Annotated in this window: 15 protein-coding genes and 1 pseudogene; 8 read left to right on the forward strand and 8 right to left on the reverse strand. The window is 71.1% G+C overall.

Features of this window, described 5'->3' with window-relative positions:
* Window positions 1–708, reverse strand: coding sequence for a succinate dehydrogenase (locus tag WBG99_RS02475; protein ID WP_338894700.1), 708 nt, complete (start codon window positions 706–708; stop codon window positions 1–3).
* A 92-nt stretch (window positions 709–800) separates the two neighbouring features.
* On the opposite strand from WBG99_RS02475, the gene WBG99_RS02480 reads away from it, so the two are divergent.
* On the forward strand, window positions 801–1,685 hold the full coding sequence (locus WBG99_RS02480; RefSeq protein WP_338894702.1) for a LysR substrate-binding domain-containing protein: 885 nt from the start codon (window positions 801–803) through the stop codon (window positions 1,683–1,685).
* 88 nt (window positions 1,686–1,773) lie between these two features.
* On the opposite strand, the gene WBG99_RS02485 is transcribed toward WBG99_RS02480, so the two are convergent.
* From WBG99_RS02485 to WBG99_RS02495, 3 genes are all read right to left on the reverse strand, one after another.
* Window positions 1,774–3,918 (reverse strand): EAL domain-containing protein, encoded by a 2,145-nt coding sequence (locus tag WBG99_RS02485; protein WP_338894703.1) that lies wholly within the window; start codon window positions 3,916–3,918, stop codon window positions 1,774–1,776.
* Complete coding sequence (locus tag WBG99_RS02490) at window positions 3,915–4,727, reverse strand: SAM-dependent methyltransferase (protein WP_338894704.1); 813 nt, start codon at window positions 4,725–4,727, stop codon at window positions 3,915–3,917. The genes WBG99_RS02485 and WBG99_RS02490 overlap by 4 nt, the downstream gene beginning before the upstream one ends.
* A gap of 289 nt (window positions 4,728–5,016) precedes the next feature.
* Window positions 5,017–6,009: an SCO0930 family lipoprotein gene (locus WBG99_RS02495; RefSeq protein WP_338894705.1), complete on the reverse strand. Its 993-nt coding sequence runs from the start codon at window positions 6,007–6,009 to the stop codon at window positions 5,017–5,019.
* 272 nt (window positions 6,010–6,281) lie between these two features.
* On the opposite strand from WBG99_RS02495, the gene WBG99_RS02500 reads away from it, so the two are divergent.
* From WBG99_RS02500 to WBG99_RS02510, 3 genes are all read left to right on the forward strand, one after another.
* Complete coding sequence (locus WBG99_RS02500) at window positions 6,282–6,914, forward strand: hypothetical protein (RefSeq protein WP_338894706.1); 633 nt, start codon at window positions 6,282–6,284, stop codon at window positions 6,912–6,914.
* A gap of 19 nt (window positions 6,915–6,933) precedes the next feature.
* Complete coding sequence (locus tag WBG99_RS02505; RefSeq protein WP_338894707.1) at window positions 6,934–7,698, forward strand: hypothetical protein; 765 nt, start codon at window positions 6,934–6,936, stop codon at window positions 7,696–7,698.
* Window positions 7,699–7,920: 222 nt separating this feature from the next.
* Window positions 7,921–8,427, forward strand: a complete 507-nt coding sequence (locus WBG99_RS02510; protein ID WP_338894708.1) for a hypothetical protein — start codon at window positions 7,921–7,923, stop codon at window positions 8,425–8,427.
* Window positions 8,428–8,530: 103 nt separating this feature from the next.
* Here WBG99_RS02510 and WBG99_RS02515 read toward each other — a convergent pair whose 3' ends face one another.
* Window positions 8,531–9,022: a hypothetical protein gene (locus WBG99_RS02515; protein WP_338894709.1), complete on the reverse strand. Its 492-nt coding sequence runs from the start codon at window positions 9,020–9,022 to the stop codon at window positions 8,531–8,533.
* A 332-nt stretch (window positions 9,023–9,354) separates the two neighbouring features.
* On the opposite strand from WBG99_RS02515, the gene WBG99_RS02520 reads away from it, so the two are divergent.
* Entirely contained in the window at window positions 9,355–10,026 is a 672-nt protein-coding gene (locus tag WBG99_RS02520; RefSeq protein ID WP_338894710.1) for a class F sortase, read from the forward strand.
* Window positions 10,027–10,077: 51 nt separating this feature from the next.
* Here WBG99_RS02520 and WBG99_RS02525 read toward each other — a convergent pair whose 3' ends face one another.
* Both WBG99_RS02525 and WBG99_RS02530 read right to left on the reverse strand, forming a co-directional pair.
* On the reverse strand, window positions 10,078–10,935 hold the full coding sequence (locus WBG99_RS02525; RefSeq protein ID WP_338894711.1) for a polysaccharide deacetylase family protein: 858 nt from the start codon (window positions 10,933–10,935) through the stop codon (window positions 10,078–10,080).
* A gap of 340 nt (window positions 10,936–11,275) precedes the next feature.
* Window positions 11,276–11,401: pseudogene (locus tag WBG99_RS02530) on the reverse strand (CapA family protein); the annotation flags it as partial.
* A 161-nt stretch (window positions 11,402–11,562) separates the two neighbouring features.
* Here WBG99_RS02530 and WBG99_RS02535 point away from each other — a divergent pair.
* The 3 genes from WBG99_RS02535 to WBG99_RS02545 all read left to right on the forward strand — a co-directional run bounded on the left by WBG99_RS02535 (window position 11,563) and on the right by WBG99_RS02545 (window position 13,627).
* A complete protein-coding gene (locus WBG99_RS02535) occupies window positions 11,563–12,108 on the forward strand; it encodes a sigma-70 family RNA polymerase sigma factor (protein ID WP_338894712.1) in 546 nt (181 codons plus the stop codon).
* Between the two features lie 136 nt (window positions 12,109–12,244).
* On the forward strand, window positions 12,245–12,760 hold the full coding sequence (locus WBG99_RS02540; RefSeq protein WP_338894713.1) for a hypothetical protein: 516 nt from the start codon (window positions 12,245–12,247) through the stop codon (window positions 12,758–12,760).
* 207 nt (window positions 12,761–12,967) lie between these two features.
* Window positions 12,968–13,627: a hypothetical protein gene (locus tag WBG99_RS02545; RefSeq protein ID WP_338894714.1), complete on the forward strand. Its 660-nt coding sequence runs from the start codon at window positions 12,968–12,970 to the stop codon at window positions 13,625–13,627.
* 87 nt (window positions 13,628–13,714) lie between these two features.
* Here the strand turns inward: WBG99_RS02545 and WBG99_RS02550 are convergent, their stop codons facing one another.
* Window positions 13,715–14,584 (reverse strand): DNA-formamidopyrimidine glycosylase family protein, encoded by an 870-nt coding sequence (locus WBG99_RS02550; protein WP_338894715.1) that lies wholly within the window; start codon window positions 14,582–14,584, stop codon window positions 13,715–13,717.
* Window positions 14,585–14,628: the final 44 nt, after the last annotated feature.

Here is a 14,628-nt window from a genome sequence, read left to right on the forward strand (position 1 = left end):
TCAGCTCACCACTCCGGTCATGACGGCGACGGGTACGGAGACGAAGCCCACGGTCAGCACCAGCGCGAGGACGTTCGCGGTGGTCTTCAGTGCGCGGTCGCGGGTGCGGCTGCCGGTGCCGAGGGTCTGCGCGGCGCTCCAGAAGCCGTGCCGGATGTGCAGGCCGAGCGCGAGCGTCGCCACGATGTAGATGACGTTGCCGTACCAGGTGGAGAAGGTGTCGATCACGTTCTGGTACGGGTGTCCGGCCTCGAAACCGTTCGGGTGAACGGTGCCGGTCGTCAGATCGAGGATGTGCCAGACGATGAACAGGCCGAGGATGATGCCGCCCCACCGCATGGTGCGGGTCGCGTAGCCCGCCCGGCGCCTCTTGTGTACATAGGCCGTCGGCCGGGCCCTGATGTCGCGGCGGCTCAGCTGGTAGGCGGCCGTGGCGTGGGCGGCAACCGCGGCCACGAGGACCACGCGGGCGATCCACAGGCCCCATTCGTGGTGCAGGAAGGGCTCGCCGAGGGTGCGCAGCCAGTGCGCGTAGCCGTTGAACTCGTCCGAGCCGAAAAAAATCTTGAGGTTGCCCAGCATGTGGACGACCAGGTACGCCAGCATGACCAGACCGCTGACGGCCATCACCGTCTTCTTGCCGACGGAGCTGTCCCACACCGTACGAGCCATGGACGGTTCTCGGTCCGTCCGCGTTGCCAGAGCCATGCGGATGACGCTAGATCCGCGACACCCCATCGGTCCAAGACATGAAACAGCTCGATTCGATAGCCGGGAACTATCGTCCGTATCGTGGATGCATGCAGTTCCAGCAGCTCCAGTACTTCGTGGCGGTCGCCGAGACCCGGCATTTCACCCGGGCCGCCGAGCTGGTCCATGTCGCCCAGCCGTCGCTGTCGCAGCAGATCAAGTCGCTGGAGCGGGAGTTGGGGGCGGATCTCTTCCTGCGGGCCCGCGGCAACATCACGCTGACCGACGCCGGCGAGGCGCTGCTGCCGCTGGCCCGCCGCATCCTCGCCGACACCGACACCGCCCGGCACGAGGTGCAGGAGCTGGTGCAGCTGCGCCGGGGCCGGGTGCGGCTCGGCGCGACCCCGAGCCTGTGCACCGGCCTGCTCCCGGACGTGCTGCGCGCCTTCCACGACCGCTATCCGGGCGTCCAGCTGCTGATCGAGGAGGGCGGCTCCCACGACCTCGTCCGCCAGCTGGCGCGCGGCGCCCTCGACCTGGCCCTGGTCGTTCTCCCCCTCCCCACGCCCTCCCCCGCGCTGACCACGGTGGAGCTGCTGCGCGAGGACCTGGTGGTCGTCTCCTCACCGGACGCGCCGAGCCCGGGCAACGGCCGCCGTACCGTCCGCGTCCCCGATCTGGAGGGCGAGCGCCTGGTCATGTTCCGCCACGGCTACGACCTGCGCGAGCTCACCGTCGCCGCGTGCCGCTCCGCCGGGTTCGAGCCGGACTTCGCGGTGGAGGGCGGCGAGATGGACGCGGTGCTGGGCTTCGTACGGGCCGGCCTGGGCGTCGCGGTCGTCCCGCGCATGGTCGCCACCCGCTCCGGCCGGGGCCTGCGCGTCACCCCTCTCGCCCGCCCCGGGCTGCACCGCGTCATCGCCCTGGCCCACCGCAGCGACGTGGCCCCGCCGCGCGCTGCCCGGGAGTTGCAACGGATGCTGCTGGAGCGGTGAACCCCCTGAGCGGATGCCGCCGGAACGGCGCGTCCCCGCTGCGGAGGCCGCCGGAGCGGTGGCTCGCGTGAGGCTTCTCGAAGGCCGGTCAGCCCGTCGCGTCCACCAGCGCCAGTTCGTGCAGCCGCTCGGGCGGACCCGGCCGGGCGTAGTACCAGCCCTGGGCCGTGTCGCAGCCCAGTATCCGCAGCTGCTCGGCCTGGGCGCCGGTCTCGACACCCTCGACGGTGACCGCGAGGTCGAGGCTGTGGGCGAGAGAGACGATCCCCTCGACGATCTTCAGGTCGACGGGGTCGGCCGGGAACTGCTGCATGCCCTGGGTGAAGGTCCGGTCCAACTTCAGGACGCGGACCGGCAGTCGGCGCAGATTGGCGAGGTTGGAGTAGCCGGTGCCGAAGTCGTCGAGGGCGATGTCGACGCCCATCTCGGAGAGCCGGCGCAGGGGTTTGAGCAGATCATCGTCGGCGCCGATCAGGGCGGACTCGGTGACCTCCAGGCAGAGGGCGTCGGGCTCCAGGCCCGCGCGCTCCAGGATGTCGACGGTGTCCTGGACCAGTCCGGGATGGGTCAGCTGGCACGGGGACAGGTTGACGTTGACGCGCAGCGGGCCGGTGGCCGCCGTGCCGCCGTGCCGTTCCCGCCACGCACTGGCCTGACGCACCGACTGTTCCAGGACCCAGCGGCCGAGCGGCACGATCAGTCCGGTGCGTTCGGCGAGCGGGATGAAACGGTCGGGGCCGAGGACGCCGTGCTGCGGGTGCAGCCAGCGGACCAGGGCTTCGGCGCCGCGTACGGTGCCGTCGCCGAGGTGGACCAGCGGCTGGTACTCGATGAAGAACTCGCCCCGGTCGAGGGCGGCGGGCAGGGCGGTGGTGAGCCCGTGCCGGGTGATGGCTCGGGCGTCGGCCTCCGCGTCCGCGACCTCGTAGCGGTTGCCGCCCGCCGACTTGGCGCGGTACATCGTGATGTCGGCGCTGCGCAGCACCTCCGCCGGGCCGCGCTCGCCGGCAGGCCCCTCGACGATGCCGATGCTGCCCCGCACCAGCAGTTCGCAGCCTTCGATCCGGACCGGGGTGACCAGCGCGTTCATGATGCGGTCGGCTAGTTCGTCGACCTCGCGTTCGGTGTCGGTGCCGGTGGTCAGCGCCACGAACTCGTCGCCGCCGAGCCGGGCGACCATCTCGCCGGGCGCGGTGGCGCAGGACTGGAGCCGGTCGGCGACCTCGACGAGCAGCCGGTCGCCCGCCGCGTGCCCGAGGCTGTCGTTGATGGTCTTGAAGCCGTCGAGGTCGAGGTAGCACAGGCCGAAGCGCTGGCCGTCGCCCGCCGCGAGGGCCTTCTCCAGGCGCTCGAAGAACAGCGTGCGGTTGGGCAGTCCGGTGAGCGCGTCGTGCGTGGCCTCGTAGCGGAGGCGGAGGTTGAGCAGGCGGCGCTCGGTGGTGTCCTCCATGAGCGCCAGCTGGTACTGGGGCCGGCCGTCCGCGTCCCGCAGCAGGGACACCGTCAGGTTGGTCCACAGGACCGTTCCGTCAGGCCGGGCGAACGCCTTCTCGGTGTGGTAGTGCTCGCGCTCGCCGCGGACCAGTTCGTCGTACAGGCGCCAGACCTGAGGGGCGTCGTCGGGGTGCGTCCACTCGGTGACGTCGCGGCCACGCATCGCCTGCTCGGTGACGCCGAACATACGCAGCAGAGCGCCGTTGAACTGCAGGATGTTACCTTCGAGGTCGGCGATGCCGATGCCTATGGCGGCGCCCTCGAACACCGCGCGGAAGCGTGCCTCGGTGGCGTGCAGCGCCCGGGCGACCGCGCCTTGGGCCTCCAGCGCCGCGCGGGCGATCGCCTCCTGCTCGGCCAGCGTCCGCTGCCGCAGGGCCTCGGCGTACCCGGCGGCCATCGCGGACTGCAGCCGCGCGGCGCGGGCCCGCAGATCCTCCCGGGGGCCGTCGCCGCCGCAGTAGAGCACCAGATAGGCCTCGACGCAGTCCAGGGTCTGGCTGAGCGCCTCGGGTTCGGTGCAGTGCGCCTCGACGAGGGCGGCGCCCACGGCCCTGCACTCCCCGGCGTCGTACACCCTGGCTCGCAGCGCCTCGCTGAGCCTGCGGGCCAGCGGCAGGAGTCGTTCCTCGAACTCGGGCCGGGTCAGCGACGTGGAGGTGACGGGGAAGACCGCGCGGCTCCAGATCGTCGCGAACCGGCGGAGTCTGTCCTCCGGCCCGTCCGGCTCCGCCCTCACGCCTTGGTCCCCACGCCGGCGAACCCCGAGAAGGCGTACGGATCCTCGTCCTCGGGAGCGGTGTCGGGCCGCCACGTCGCCATCGGCACCAGTCCGGGTTCCAGCATGTCGTACCCCTCGAAGAACCGCGCGATCTCGTCGCGAGAGCGCATGATCAGCGGATTGCGAATGTCCTTGTACACGTCCACCGCGCCCTCCGCCCGCTCCTGCTCAAGCGGAATTCCCTCGTAGGAGGCGTGCGAGACGACGAGTACGCTGCCGGGCGCGAGCGCGTCACGCAGCTCGGCCACCGCTCCGTACGGGTCGTCCGTGTCCTCCACGAAATGCAGTATGGCAACCAGGAGCAGGGCGACCGGTCGGTTCAGGTCGATCAGTCGCTCAACACGGGGGCTTGCGAGGATCTCCCGGGGCTTGCGGAGGTCGGCCGCGACCACGTCCGCGTCGTCGTTGCCCTCCAGAACGGCCTGACTGTGTGCTACGGCGACCGGGTCGTGGTCGACGTAGACGACCCGAGCGCCGGGGCTGGCCTCCTGAGCGATCTCGTGCACGTTTCCGAAGGTGGGGATCCCGGATCCGATGTCCAGGAACTGGGTGATGCCCGCGCCTGCGGCATGGCGCACGGCGCGGCGCATGAAGGCACGGTTGGCCTGCATGACCTTGGGCAGGCCCGGCATGAACTCCATGGCCCTGCGGGCCGCTTCCCGGTCGACCTCGAAGTTGTGCGAACCGCCCAGGTAGTAGTCGTACATGCGGGCCACGGACGGCATCGAGATGTCGATGCTCCTGGGAGCCCAGGCGGGACGCTCCATCAGTGTTCTCCAACGCGTCGGGGGTGGCGTAGGCGATCCGGTGTTCGAGCTGAGGCTACTGATGGTCCGCCAAAGGAGCGAGCAAAAACGGAAATTGACCGTCCGTTCAACGCCACTGCCGACGGCACATGCCCAACCGCCGCCCCGACCGTGCCTGTTCGTCCCCGTACATTTTCCAGGGCCACACAGCACCGCGCCCGGACAGGCCTGCTCGGCCGTGCCCGGGCGTACCAAGCGGTCCGCCCCCTCCGCGCGGTGCGGAGGGGGCGGACCCTGGGAAAGGTGATCCTTACTTCGGCGCGCCGATCGCCTCTCCGTCACCGTTGATGGCGAACCACGTGCCGCCCACACCCTGGCCGTTGGTGTCACCGGGGGCCTTGTCCCCGGCGAAGGTGTAGAGCGGGATACAGTCGATGGTCTGCTGCTTGATGCCGTCGGGGCGGTCGAAGACGACATAGCCCCGGTTGGGGGTGGATCCCTGCAGGTTGATCCCCTTGGTGTCCTTCTCGTCGACCGGGGCGACCACGGGCCACTTGTCGAGGCAGGCTCCGGTGCACTCGGTCTTCATCGGCCACTGGTTGTCCTTGAGGAACCGGTAGACCGTCATGCCGTTCTTGTCGACGACGACCTCGCCGAGCTTGGCGTCGTTGCGGGTGGTCAGGCCGGCCTGTTCGGCCACCTCGCCGCCGGCGTCGCCCGCAGCGGAGTCGCCGCCCTTGGTGGAGGCCTTCTTGCCGTCGGGGGCCGAGGCGAACCAGGTGCCCTTGAGGCCCTGGCCATTGATGTCACCGGCCTTGGTGTCCTTGGCGTAGTAGTACAGCGGCCAGCCGCCGACCGTGAGCTGCTTGGTGCCGTCGGGGCGGGTGACCTCGCCGAGCAGGGCCTTGTCGACACCCTCGGCGGCGGTGGCGCCCGAGGCGGGCACCGGCGGCCAGGTGGTGGCGCACTCGCCCTCGCAGGTCGTCTTCGGGGGCTCGGCGGTGTCCTTGTCGAAGCGGTACAGGGTACGGCCGGCACTGTCGGTGAGGACCTTGCCGTACTCGTCGCTGTTCCACACGGTCAGCTGGCCCGCGGAGGCGGCCGTGGTCGACTGGGCCTGGTCCTGCGCACTGGAGCCGGCCGCGCCGACGCCGGCGATGGTGCCGGCACCGAGCGTCGGGCTGGAAGCGGCCCCCACGTTCTGCGCGGACGAGGAGCCCTGTTCCTGACCGCACGCCGTCGTCAGCGCCAGCACAGCCGCAGCTGAGGCTACGAGTGAGGCGCTCCGCCAGGAGGTCTTCATTCCAACTCCCCGTGATCCGGTGGATGTTGCGGCGCCGACTGCGCCGCTTGCTGTCCCTAGGTACGCGTGGGAGTGGCTGAAGTGTTCAAACGCGGCACGAATTTCTTTCCGAAGCCGTTGACGCGGTTCGCGGCGCGGCCCCCCGGAGGTATCGGAAAAGGGTCAGCATCCCGCACCGGCGCTCAAACCTTCGGGGGCCGTTTTTCGCTCCTTTGGGGCAATCCGTCCATGCTCTGGCGTACGCGGGCGCGCGAGCACGGATGATCTCCGACGTGCAAGGACCCCAGCGGACCCGATCCGCTCTCGCCCTGCGACTGTCGGCCCTGCTCGCACTGACCTGGCTCCTCACCGGTGCGCCGAGCGGCACGGCGGTCGCCGACGCCTGCGCGTACGCCTCTCTGGGCCCGGACAGCGGCGTCGCGGTCACCGTGGCGGTCGGGGGCACCGCCTCCTGCGAGCCGGTTCCGGCGACCACACCGTCGCCGTCCCCCACGCCCCCGCCGACGCCCTGCCCACCGGAGCCGACACCCACCCCGACTCCTCCACCGCGGCCGAAGCCGCCGTCGTCCGCACCCGCCCCGGTTCCCGAGCCCACTCCCCCGCCCGTGCCGACGCCCACCCCTCCCGAGAGGCCCGCGCCACCACCGCCGCCTCCACCTCCGCCACCGCCACCGCCCGTCGCGGAGGCGTTCCGGCCCGCGCCCAGCCCGACTCCCCCGCCCGAACCGAGGCCGAAGCGCACGCCGAGCGCGCCTCCCGAGGTCTCGCCGACCCCGGTGAGCTATCCGCCGTACCGGGCGCCGGCCCGCTCGCAGGCCAAGCGCTCCGGTCCGTCCCTCGTCTCGCTCGCCCTGCTTGTCACCGTGCCCGCGGTGCTCGCCGCCGCCGCCCTGCGTCCGCGCTGACCCCTTCTGGAGGAACCTCTTGTCGGAATGGCTTGTTCTCACCCTCGCGATGGGGGCGGCCTGTGTCGTCGTCCTCATCGTGGCCGTAGTACGGCATCACGCCGCACCCGCGGACGAGGACCCGTCCGAGACCCCGGACGTCATCGAGTACATCACCATGATGATCGGCGTGGTGTACGCCATCGTCCTGGGCCTGGCCATCGCCGGTGTCTGGGAGGCCCGCAGCGCCGCCCAGGACCAGGTGCAGACGGAGGCGCAGGCCCTGCACGAGATCAGTGAACGGGTGCGGGTGTACCCCGACGACGTGCGTGACCGTATCCGCGCCGACATCGACGCGTATGTCGAGCACGTCGTGTCCACCGAGTGGAAGGTCATGGCCGAGCAGGGCGAGGTCACCGAGCGCGGCTCCGAGCTGCTGGACACCGTCCGCCGGGACGTCACCGACTACGAGCCGCGCAGCGACTTCGAGGCGCAGGCCTACCAGCCGCTGCTCGACCAGGTGGCCACGGCCGACGCCGCGCGCGGCAACCGCGCCGACTCCACCGGCGAGACCATGCCCGGAGTGGTGTGGTTCGGCCTGATCACCGGTGCCGTGGTGACGGTCGGCATGGTGTTCGCCCTGCAGATCCGGCGTACGGCGCGTGAGCTGATCCTCGCCGGGCTGTTCTCCGCCCTCATCGCCTTCCTGCTCTTCCTCGTCTGGGACTTCGACGCCCCCTACAGCCGGGGCCTGTCGGCCACGGCGGAGCCGTTCCTGGCCCTGTTCCCGAACGCGGGCGGGTGACGGACCCGCAAGCCGGGTCGGGGCCGGGGGCGGGTGCCACACCGGGCCCGTCCCCCGGACGGGCGCATGTCCGCCCCTGTGCGGAGCACACGCTTGCCCCATTCGCGCGACTGCGATCGCGCCACCGGGCGCACCTTCCTAGCGTTTCGGTCATCGAGGGGTGTTTCAGGCGCAGGCGGAACAAGTCCGCAGCAAGCTCCTCGGGGACCCGGAGGCTCAATCATGCGCGCGATACGCGTCGCTTCGGCCGCTCTGCTGGGCATGACCGCCCTCTCCTTCACCGCTCCCGCCGCGCACGCGGCACGGGCCGGCGACATCACGTCGTTCGGCTTCAGCGTCCTACCCTCCACGATCGCCGCCGGCGGACAGGTGACGCTGCGCGTCGACGGCTGCCACAACAGGACGACCGTCTCCTCGGGCGTCTTCGACACCGTCACCATCCCCAAGGGCCGGTCCTCGGCCACGGCCACCGTCGACTGGGACGCCAAGCCCGGAGCGGTGTACGAGGTGACGTTCCAGTGCGGCAACGAGAGCGGCCGGACGGACCTCACCATCGCCACCGGCCGTCCCACCGCTCACCCCACGCGGGGCTCCCACACCGGGGCAGGCGGCACCGTCGCGGGCTTCGACCTGCGGGAGATCGGCCTCGGTACCGCGCTCGTCGCGGGTTCGCTGGGCGCGGCATGGCACTGGTCGCGGCGCCGCGCCGAGGACGGCACCCACACCTGACCGCTGATCCCACCGCACCGCCCACAGCCCTTCGCCCCGGACCCTCTCGGGTACCGGGGCGAAGGGCTGTGCTGCGTACGATCCGTGCTCCGAAGGGGCGGCCTCAGGTCCTGTTCTCGGAGCGGCGGCGCATCCAGAAGACGCCACCGCCGACGGCCGCCGCACTCACCAGTGCGCCGCCGATCGCGATGTCGGTGGGTGTGGCCCCGCTGGAGCTGCTGCCGCCGAGGCCGCCGCGGACGCCGCCGACGACGGTGAAGACACCGTTGAACGTCTTGCGCTTGCCCTCGCAATGGGTGGTGACGCTGTACGAGCCGGGGCTGGCGTCGGAGTTGACCCGCACCGTGGCCGTGGCGGTGTTGCCGCCCATGGACTTGAGGTTGGTGGTGGGGAAGGCGTTCGAGCTGATCCTGCTGCCGCGCATCGTGCACGCGTCACCGCCGCTGACGGTGAGCACGAGCTGCCCGCCCCGGGCGATGACACTGGGGGCGGCCGTGACCGAGTTCGGTTGGTCCCAGGCGGCGGCCGTCGGCGCGGCGAGGCCGACCAGGGCGACCGCGGCGGCCGAGGCCGCCAGGGCACGAGTAGTACGCATGTGATCCTCCGCGGAAGACGCCCCGGGACCCGTCCCCGGTCGATCGGCGAGAAAGCGCCTCCCAGAAAGACCCTCAGACGCCCCGCACAGGGCCGCATTTCGGCGATGGTCCGTCCTGGTGAGCGAACATGCCGGGATATCTCCGCGTGATCGGATATCGCCGCAGGTCATGGACCGTCAGAAATTTCCTGTGGGCGGCGACTCGGATGGCGCAGAACTCCCCCGCGCCGCCACCCGTTCGCACCTGCCCCGTCGCCGTCGCCGTGCGGCACGCTTAGCGTTTCCGTATGCGCGACGGACGCGGCGACGGCCGTGTCGAGAGGGGATGGCGAATGTCTTCGTCCGAACCGGCCGAGGCCGAAGAGGAGGAGCGGCGGAAGAAGCGCGCTCCCTGGGGCGTGATAGCGCTGGTTCTGCTGACCGGCCTCGCTCTCATCCGGAATGGCTCGGGGGAGTTCGACGTGGGGCCGCCGCAACCCGCGTCGGCGGCTGCCGCCGACAGTCGCAGCACCCCCCACGGCACCTTCACCAACGTGCCCGACCCGCTGCCGTACGCCATGGTCGACCGCGTGCGGATCCCGTCGATCCAGGTCGACGCACCCGCCATGCCCGTCGGGCTGGACTCGGAGGGCTGGGTGGACGCGCCGCCGGCCCAGGATGCGAACCTCGCGGGCTGGTTCACCGGCGCGGTCTCCCCCGGTGAGAAGGGCACCGCCGTCGTCGTCGGCCATGTCGACAACGACCAGGGGCCCGCGGTCTTCTACGGACTCGGCGCGCTCAAGAAGGGCAGCCGGGTCGAGATCCAGCGCGCGGACCAGAAGACCGCCGTGTTCGAGATCTACGGCATCGAGGTCTTCGAGAAGAACAACTTCCCGGGCGACCGGGTCTACGGGAACAGCGGGATTCCCGAATTGCGGGTCATCACCTGCGGGGGCGGTTTCTCCAAACAGAACGGCTACGACGGGAACGTCGTCGTGTTCGCCCGCCTGGTCGAGGTTCGCTGAACGTTCCCCGGCCGGGCGGGCGAAAGCCCACGGGAATCCCGCGGGATCCCGTTAGGTATATTTCCGCTGCGGCACGGTGATGCGGTATCCGGACTCCAGCAGATCGGGCAGATAGTCGCGCAGGGCCCGTACGCTCTGCGAGCGGTCGCCGCCCGCGTCGTGGGAGAGCACGATCACACCGGGGCCCGCGCCGTTCTCCACGCGCTCGGCGATGGTGCGCGCGCCGGGGGTGCGCCAGTCCAGCGTGTCCACGGTCCAGGCCAGCGGTTCCATGCCGAGTTCCGCGCCGAGCTGGAACGCGGTGCGGTTCCAGGCGCCGTACGGGGCGCGGAACCACAGCGGCGGTTCGCCGTAGGCCTTGTCGATGATCTCGCAGGTGCGGGCCATCTCCGAGTGGATTCTGGACCGCGAGAGAGTGGTGAGCAGCGGATGGGACCAGGTGTGGTTGCCGACCACATGACCGTCGTCGGCCATCTCCCGCAGCAGGTCCTGGTGCTGGACCGCCATCTCGCCGCAGACGAAGAACATGGCCCGGACGTCGTGGTCGCGGAGGATGCGCAGGATGTCCGGGGTGTAGCGGGGATCGGGGCCGTCGTCGAAGGTCAGCACCATGCTCCGGCCGCGCCCGTCCACCCGCAGGAACGGCTTGCGCCGGACGGCGGCTCGGACGAGGGTGCGGCGCCGGGCGGGCGGGCCGTGCCCGGCGATGGGTTGCAGACGGTATGCGGAGGGCTTGAGCGCCCGAAGGGTCCCTGGGCCCGCGGCCGGGGTGGTGGCGCGGGCCGGTGCCGTGCCGGGGCCCCCGTCACCGATGAGCAGAGCGGCGGTGCCCGTGGTGCCGGCCGCGCCCAACATGGCGGCGCCGCCGATCAGCAGGCGGCGTCTCGTGAACATCTGGTCCGTCGTCATGACTCATCAGTCGACCAAGATACGGACGGCGCACCACTGCGACACCAGTGCGGCGGAACGGAAACACCCGATGGGAGTAGTTTCCGCGCCCCCTGCGGATGCCCGGCGCACACCGGGGCCAGGAGGCTCGGACAGCCTCGCGACCGCGACCGATCAGCGAGCACCCCGGTTCGAGCGGGGCACCGACGGACCGAGGTCGTCCTCGTCGCACTGGACGGCTCCGACACCTCACCGCGCGCTGTGGCCCGAGCGGTCGGCCTCACCGGCCGTCGGCACGCGCTGCTCGCCCTCGTGTACGCGCAGCCGACGCCGGCGGCCGGTGCGGCGCTCGGGGACTGGCCAGGGTGCCCTGGTTGCCGCGCGGGTCCAGGGCGCCCGCGTGGTCGTACATGGTTCCCGCGACCTGGTCGCCCGTCCCATGGACGACCCAGTTCCCGCCGGCCTTCTCGTAGGCCTGCGGGACGTGCGGCGGACGACACTCGAGGCCGGTGCGGGGGTCCGGCGGGAGCCGGGCCCCGAAGCGTCGGCATACCGTTCGTCGCACCGTTCGCCGACAGGTTCGACCGTCCGCCGCACACCCGTGACCGGCCCCTGTCCACGCGCGGCTCCCCGCGTTCCCATACGGCCATGACGGCCGGAACCACGATCACCAACGGGACGACCGCCGAACACGAGCTGGCCGAGCTCCAGCGCGAACACGGCCGCCCCCTCTTCGCCCTGCTGCTGCGGCTCTCCGACGGGGACCGCCATCGCGCCGAGGACCTGGTGCAGGAGACCCTCGTGCGCGCCTGGCAACACCCCGAGGCGCTGCGCGCCGACGACTTCGACTCCGTACGCCCCTGGCTGCTCACCGTCGGGCGGCGGCTCGCCATAGACGCGCGGCGGGCCCGGCAGGCGCGTCCCGCCGAGGTGGGGGACGCGGTGCTGGAGAACTCCCGCGTGATGGCCGATCACGCCGAACGGTCGGTCGCCTCCCTCGATGTGCGCGAGGCTGTGAAGACACTCACTCCCGAACATCGCGAAGTACTGGTGCAGGTGTACTTCCAGGGGGCGAGTGTGGCGGAAGCCGCCGAAGCCCTCGGAATCCCGCCCGGTACGGTGAAGTCCCGCGCGTACTACGCGCTGCGCGCCCTGCGCCGGGTGCTTCCGGGTTATGCGGCCGACCTGCGGTGAAACCCATGGCCGAGTCAAGCCTCCGTAAAGCGCCTTGCTGAGGACCGTGGTTGAGGACTCAGCTGTCTTCATCCGTGTTCGAAACCGGGGGACCGGGGTCGGGCGACGCGCACGCACCGGAGGAAGGCAGGAAGGGATGCTGCACAGAGGTCAAGAGAGCACGGACGGCGCCGGCGGCGGCGAACTGTCCGTCCCCATGGCATGGTTCTACGCCGAGTACATCGCGGAGGAGCTGCTGCGGACGGGCGACCTGATGCCGCCGACGTCCTTCGAGTTCCGGGCGGGGCGGGACGCCCTGGCGCTGACCGTCTTCCTCTCGGACGCGTGCGGTGAGCTCTCCGGCATCCGGGTCGTCACCCAGCTGGAGACGTGGCTGTCACTGACGGCCTACGACCAGCCGTGGCAGGACTGGGTGTGCGAGCGCATGACGCATCTGACCGCCGAGGCGCTGGAGGCGGGCGGCCCGTCACCGGACCTGGAGCTGGCCGCTGCGGCCTGGTGCTGGCTGGAGGAGACGGAGCTGCTGGCACCGGATCTGGACGCGGTGCCGGGCGGGGGCGCGGTCCTCGGTGAGGACGACGGGCCAAAGGTTTGGACTCCGGCCTGGCGGCTCGGTCTGCCGCTCGGTCACCTGGCGATCCATCTGTTCTAGTTCCGGCGGTCCTGGGGCCGGCCCCGGGTGATCCCCCTGTTCCGGCCTGGGCGATCCGGGGTTCTCCCTCTCCGACCAATCCGCGGGCGCGCCGGCTCCGAATCTTTTGGTTGGCATTGGTCGCGGGGCTTGAGTGATTCGCCGGTCTGGTCCGTACCGGTGGGGGCAGGAAGCAACCCCCACCGCACACCGGCCCGAGGAATTGCCATGTGGTCCCAGGATCGTCATCACGACGTCGGCGCGTACTCGCTGGGCGTGCTGGACGAAGTGGAGTCCTTCCACTTCGAGGACCATGTCCGCGGCTGCCCCCAGTGCGCGGTACAGGTCACCGAGTTCCGTCCAGCGGCCCGGCAGCTGATGCTGTACCGCAACGCGACACCGCGCGCCGTGCACCCCTTCGCGGCACCCGGTCCCCGGCTGCTGGGACGGCTGCTCGACGAGGTGGGCGCCCGGCACCGGGCGCGCCACAGGCGCTGGCTGTTCGCGGTGGCCGCGGCCGTGGTCATCGCCGTGGGCGGCCCCGCCGTGGCCGTTCTCGCAGGTCCGGGCAAGGCACCGGACACAGTCGCCGCCACCGACGCCAAGACGGGGGTGTGGGCCGAGGTCAGGGCCGAGGACCGCAGCTGGGGCAGTGACATCGAGCTGAAGGTCAAGGAGGCGAACGGCGCGCACGCCTGCCGGCTCGTCGTGATCGGCAAGGACGGCTCCGAGGAGACGGCCGCCAACTGGAAGTCCCCCGACGACGCCGGCAAAGCCTCCGAGATGATGGGGGGCACCGCCATGCAGCGCGAGGACATCAGCCACTTCGAGGTACGCAGCCAGGAAGGCGAACTCCTGGTGACTCTGAAGGCCCCGGCCTGGCGCTGAATCGGTCCGCCGGATCGGTCCGTACCTCCAATGGTTGCGGATCATGACCGGGCCCCGTTCCGAAGGTCCCGATCCGTGCCGGGCGCTCTACTTGAGCAGCCGTGACAGACGCCGGTCGGCGAGGGGCTTGCCGCCCGTCTGGCAGGTCGGGCAGTACTGCAGCGAGGAGTCACCGAAGGAGACCTCGCGGACGGTGTCACCGCACACCGGGCAGGGCTCTCCGGTCCGGCCGTGGACACGCAGCCCGCTCTTCTTCTCCGCCTTCAGGAGCCCGGCGGCCAGCCCCCGGGAGCGTTCGACGGCCTCGGTCAGCGTGGTGCGCAGCGCCTCGTGAAGATGCCTGATCTCCTCCGGCTTCAGCGACGACGCCAGTTTGAAGGGCGACATCCTCGCGGCGTGCAGGATCTCGTCGCTGTACGCGTTCCCGATCCCCGCGATCAGGCTCTGGTCGCGCAGCGCGCCCTTGATCTGCCGCCGCTCGCCCGCGAGCAGCCCGGCGAAGCGGGTCACGTCGAAGTCGTCGGCGAGGGGATCCGGGCCGAGCCGGGCGACGCCCGGCACCCGCGCCAAGTCCCGTACGACGTACACGGCCAGCCGCTTCTGCGTCCCGGCCTCGGTGAGGTCGAAGCCCTCGCCGGTCTCCAGGGCCACCCGCAGCGCCAGCGGGCTCTTGCCGCCCGGCCGGGGCGGACCGTCCGGCAGCCGGTCCTTCCAGTGCAGCCAGCCGGCACGGGCCAGATGCGTCACGAGGTGCAGGCCGCTGCCGTCCGCCTCGATGTCCAGGAACTTCCCGTACCGTCGTACGCCCGTGACCTCCCGCCCCTCGAACGCGCTGACCGGCGGGTCGTACGTCTTCAGCACACTGATCGCCACGGGCAGCACACGCACGACTTCGTGGCCGACGAGATTGCCGACCAGGAAGTCCCGCAGCGCCTCCACTTCGGGCAATTCCGGCATACATCCAGAGTGCCACGAGGCGAGGGGGCCGGTGCGGCCGCGCC

Source organism: Streptomyces sp. TG1A-60 (genome assembly GCF_037201975.1).
Taxonomy (GTDB): domain Bacteria; phylum Actinomycetota; class Actinomycetes; order Streptomycetales; family Streptomycetaceae; genus Streptomyces.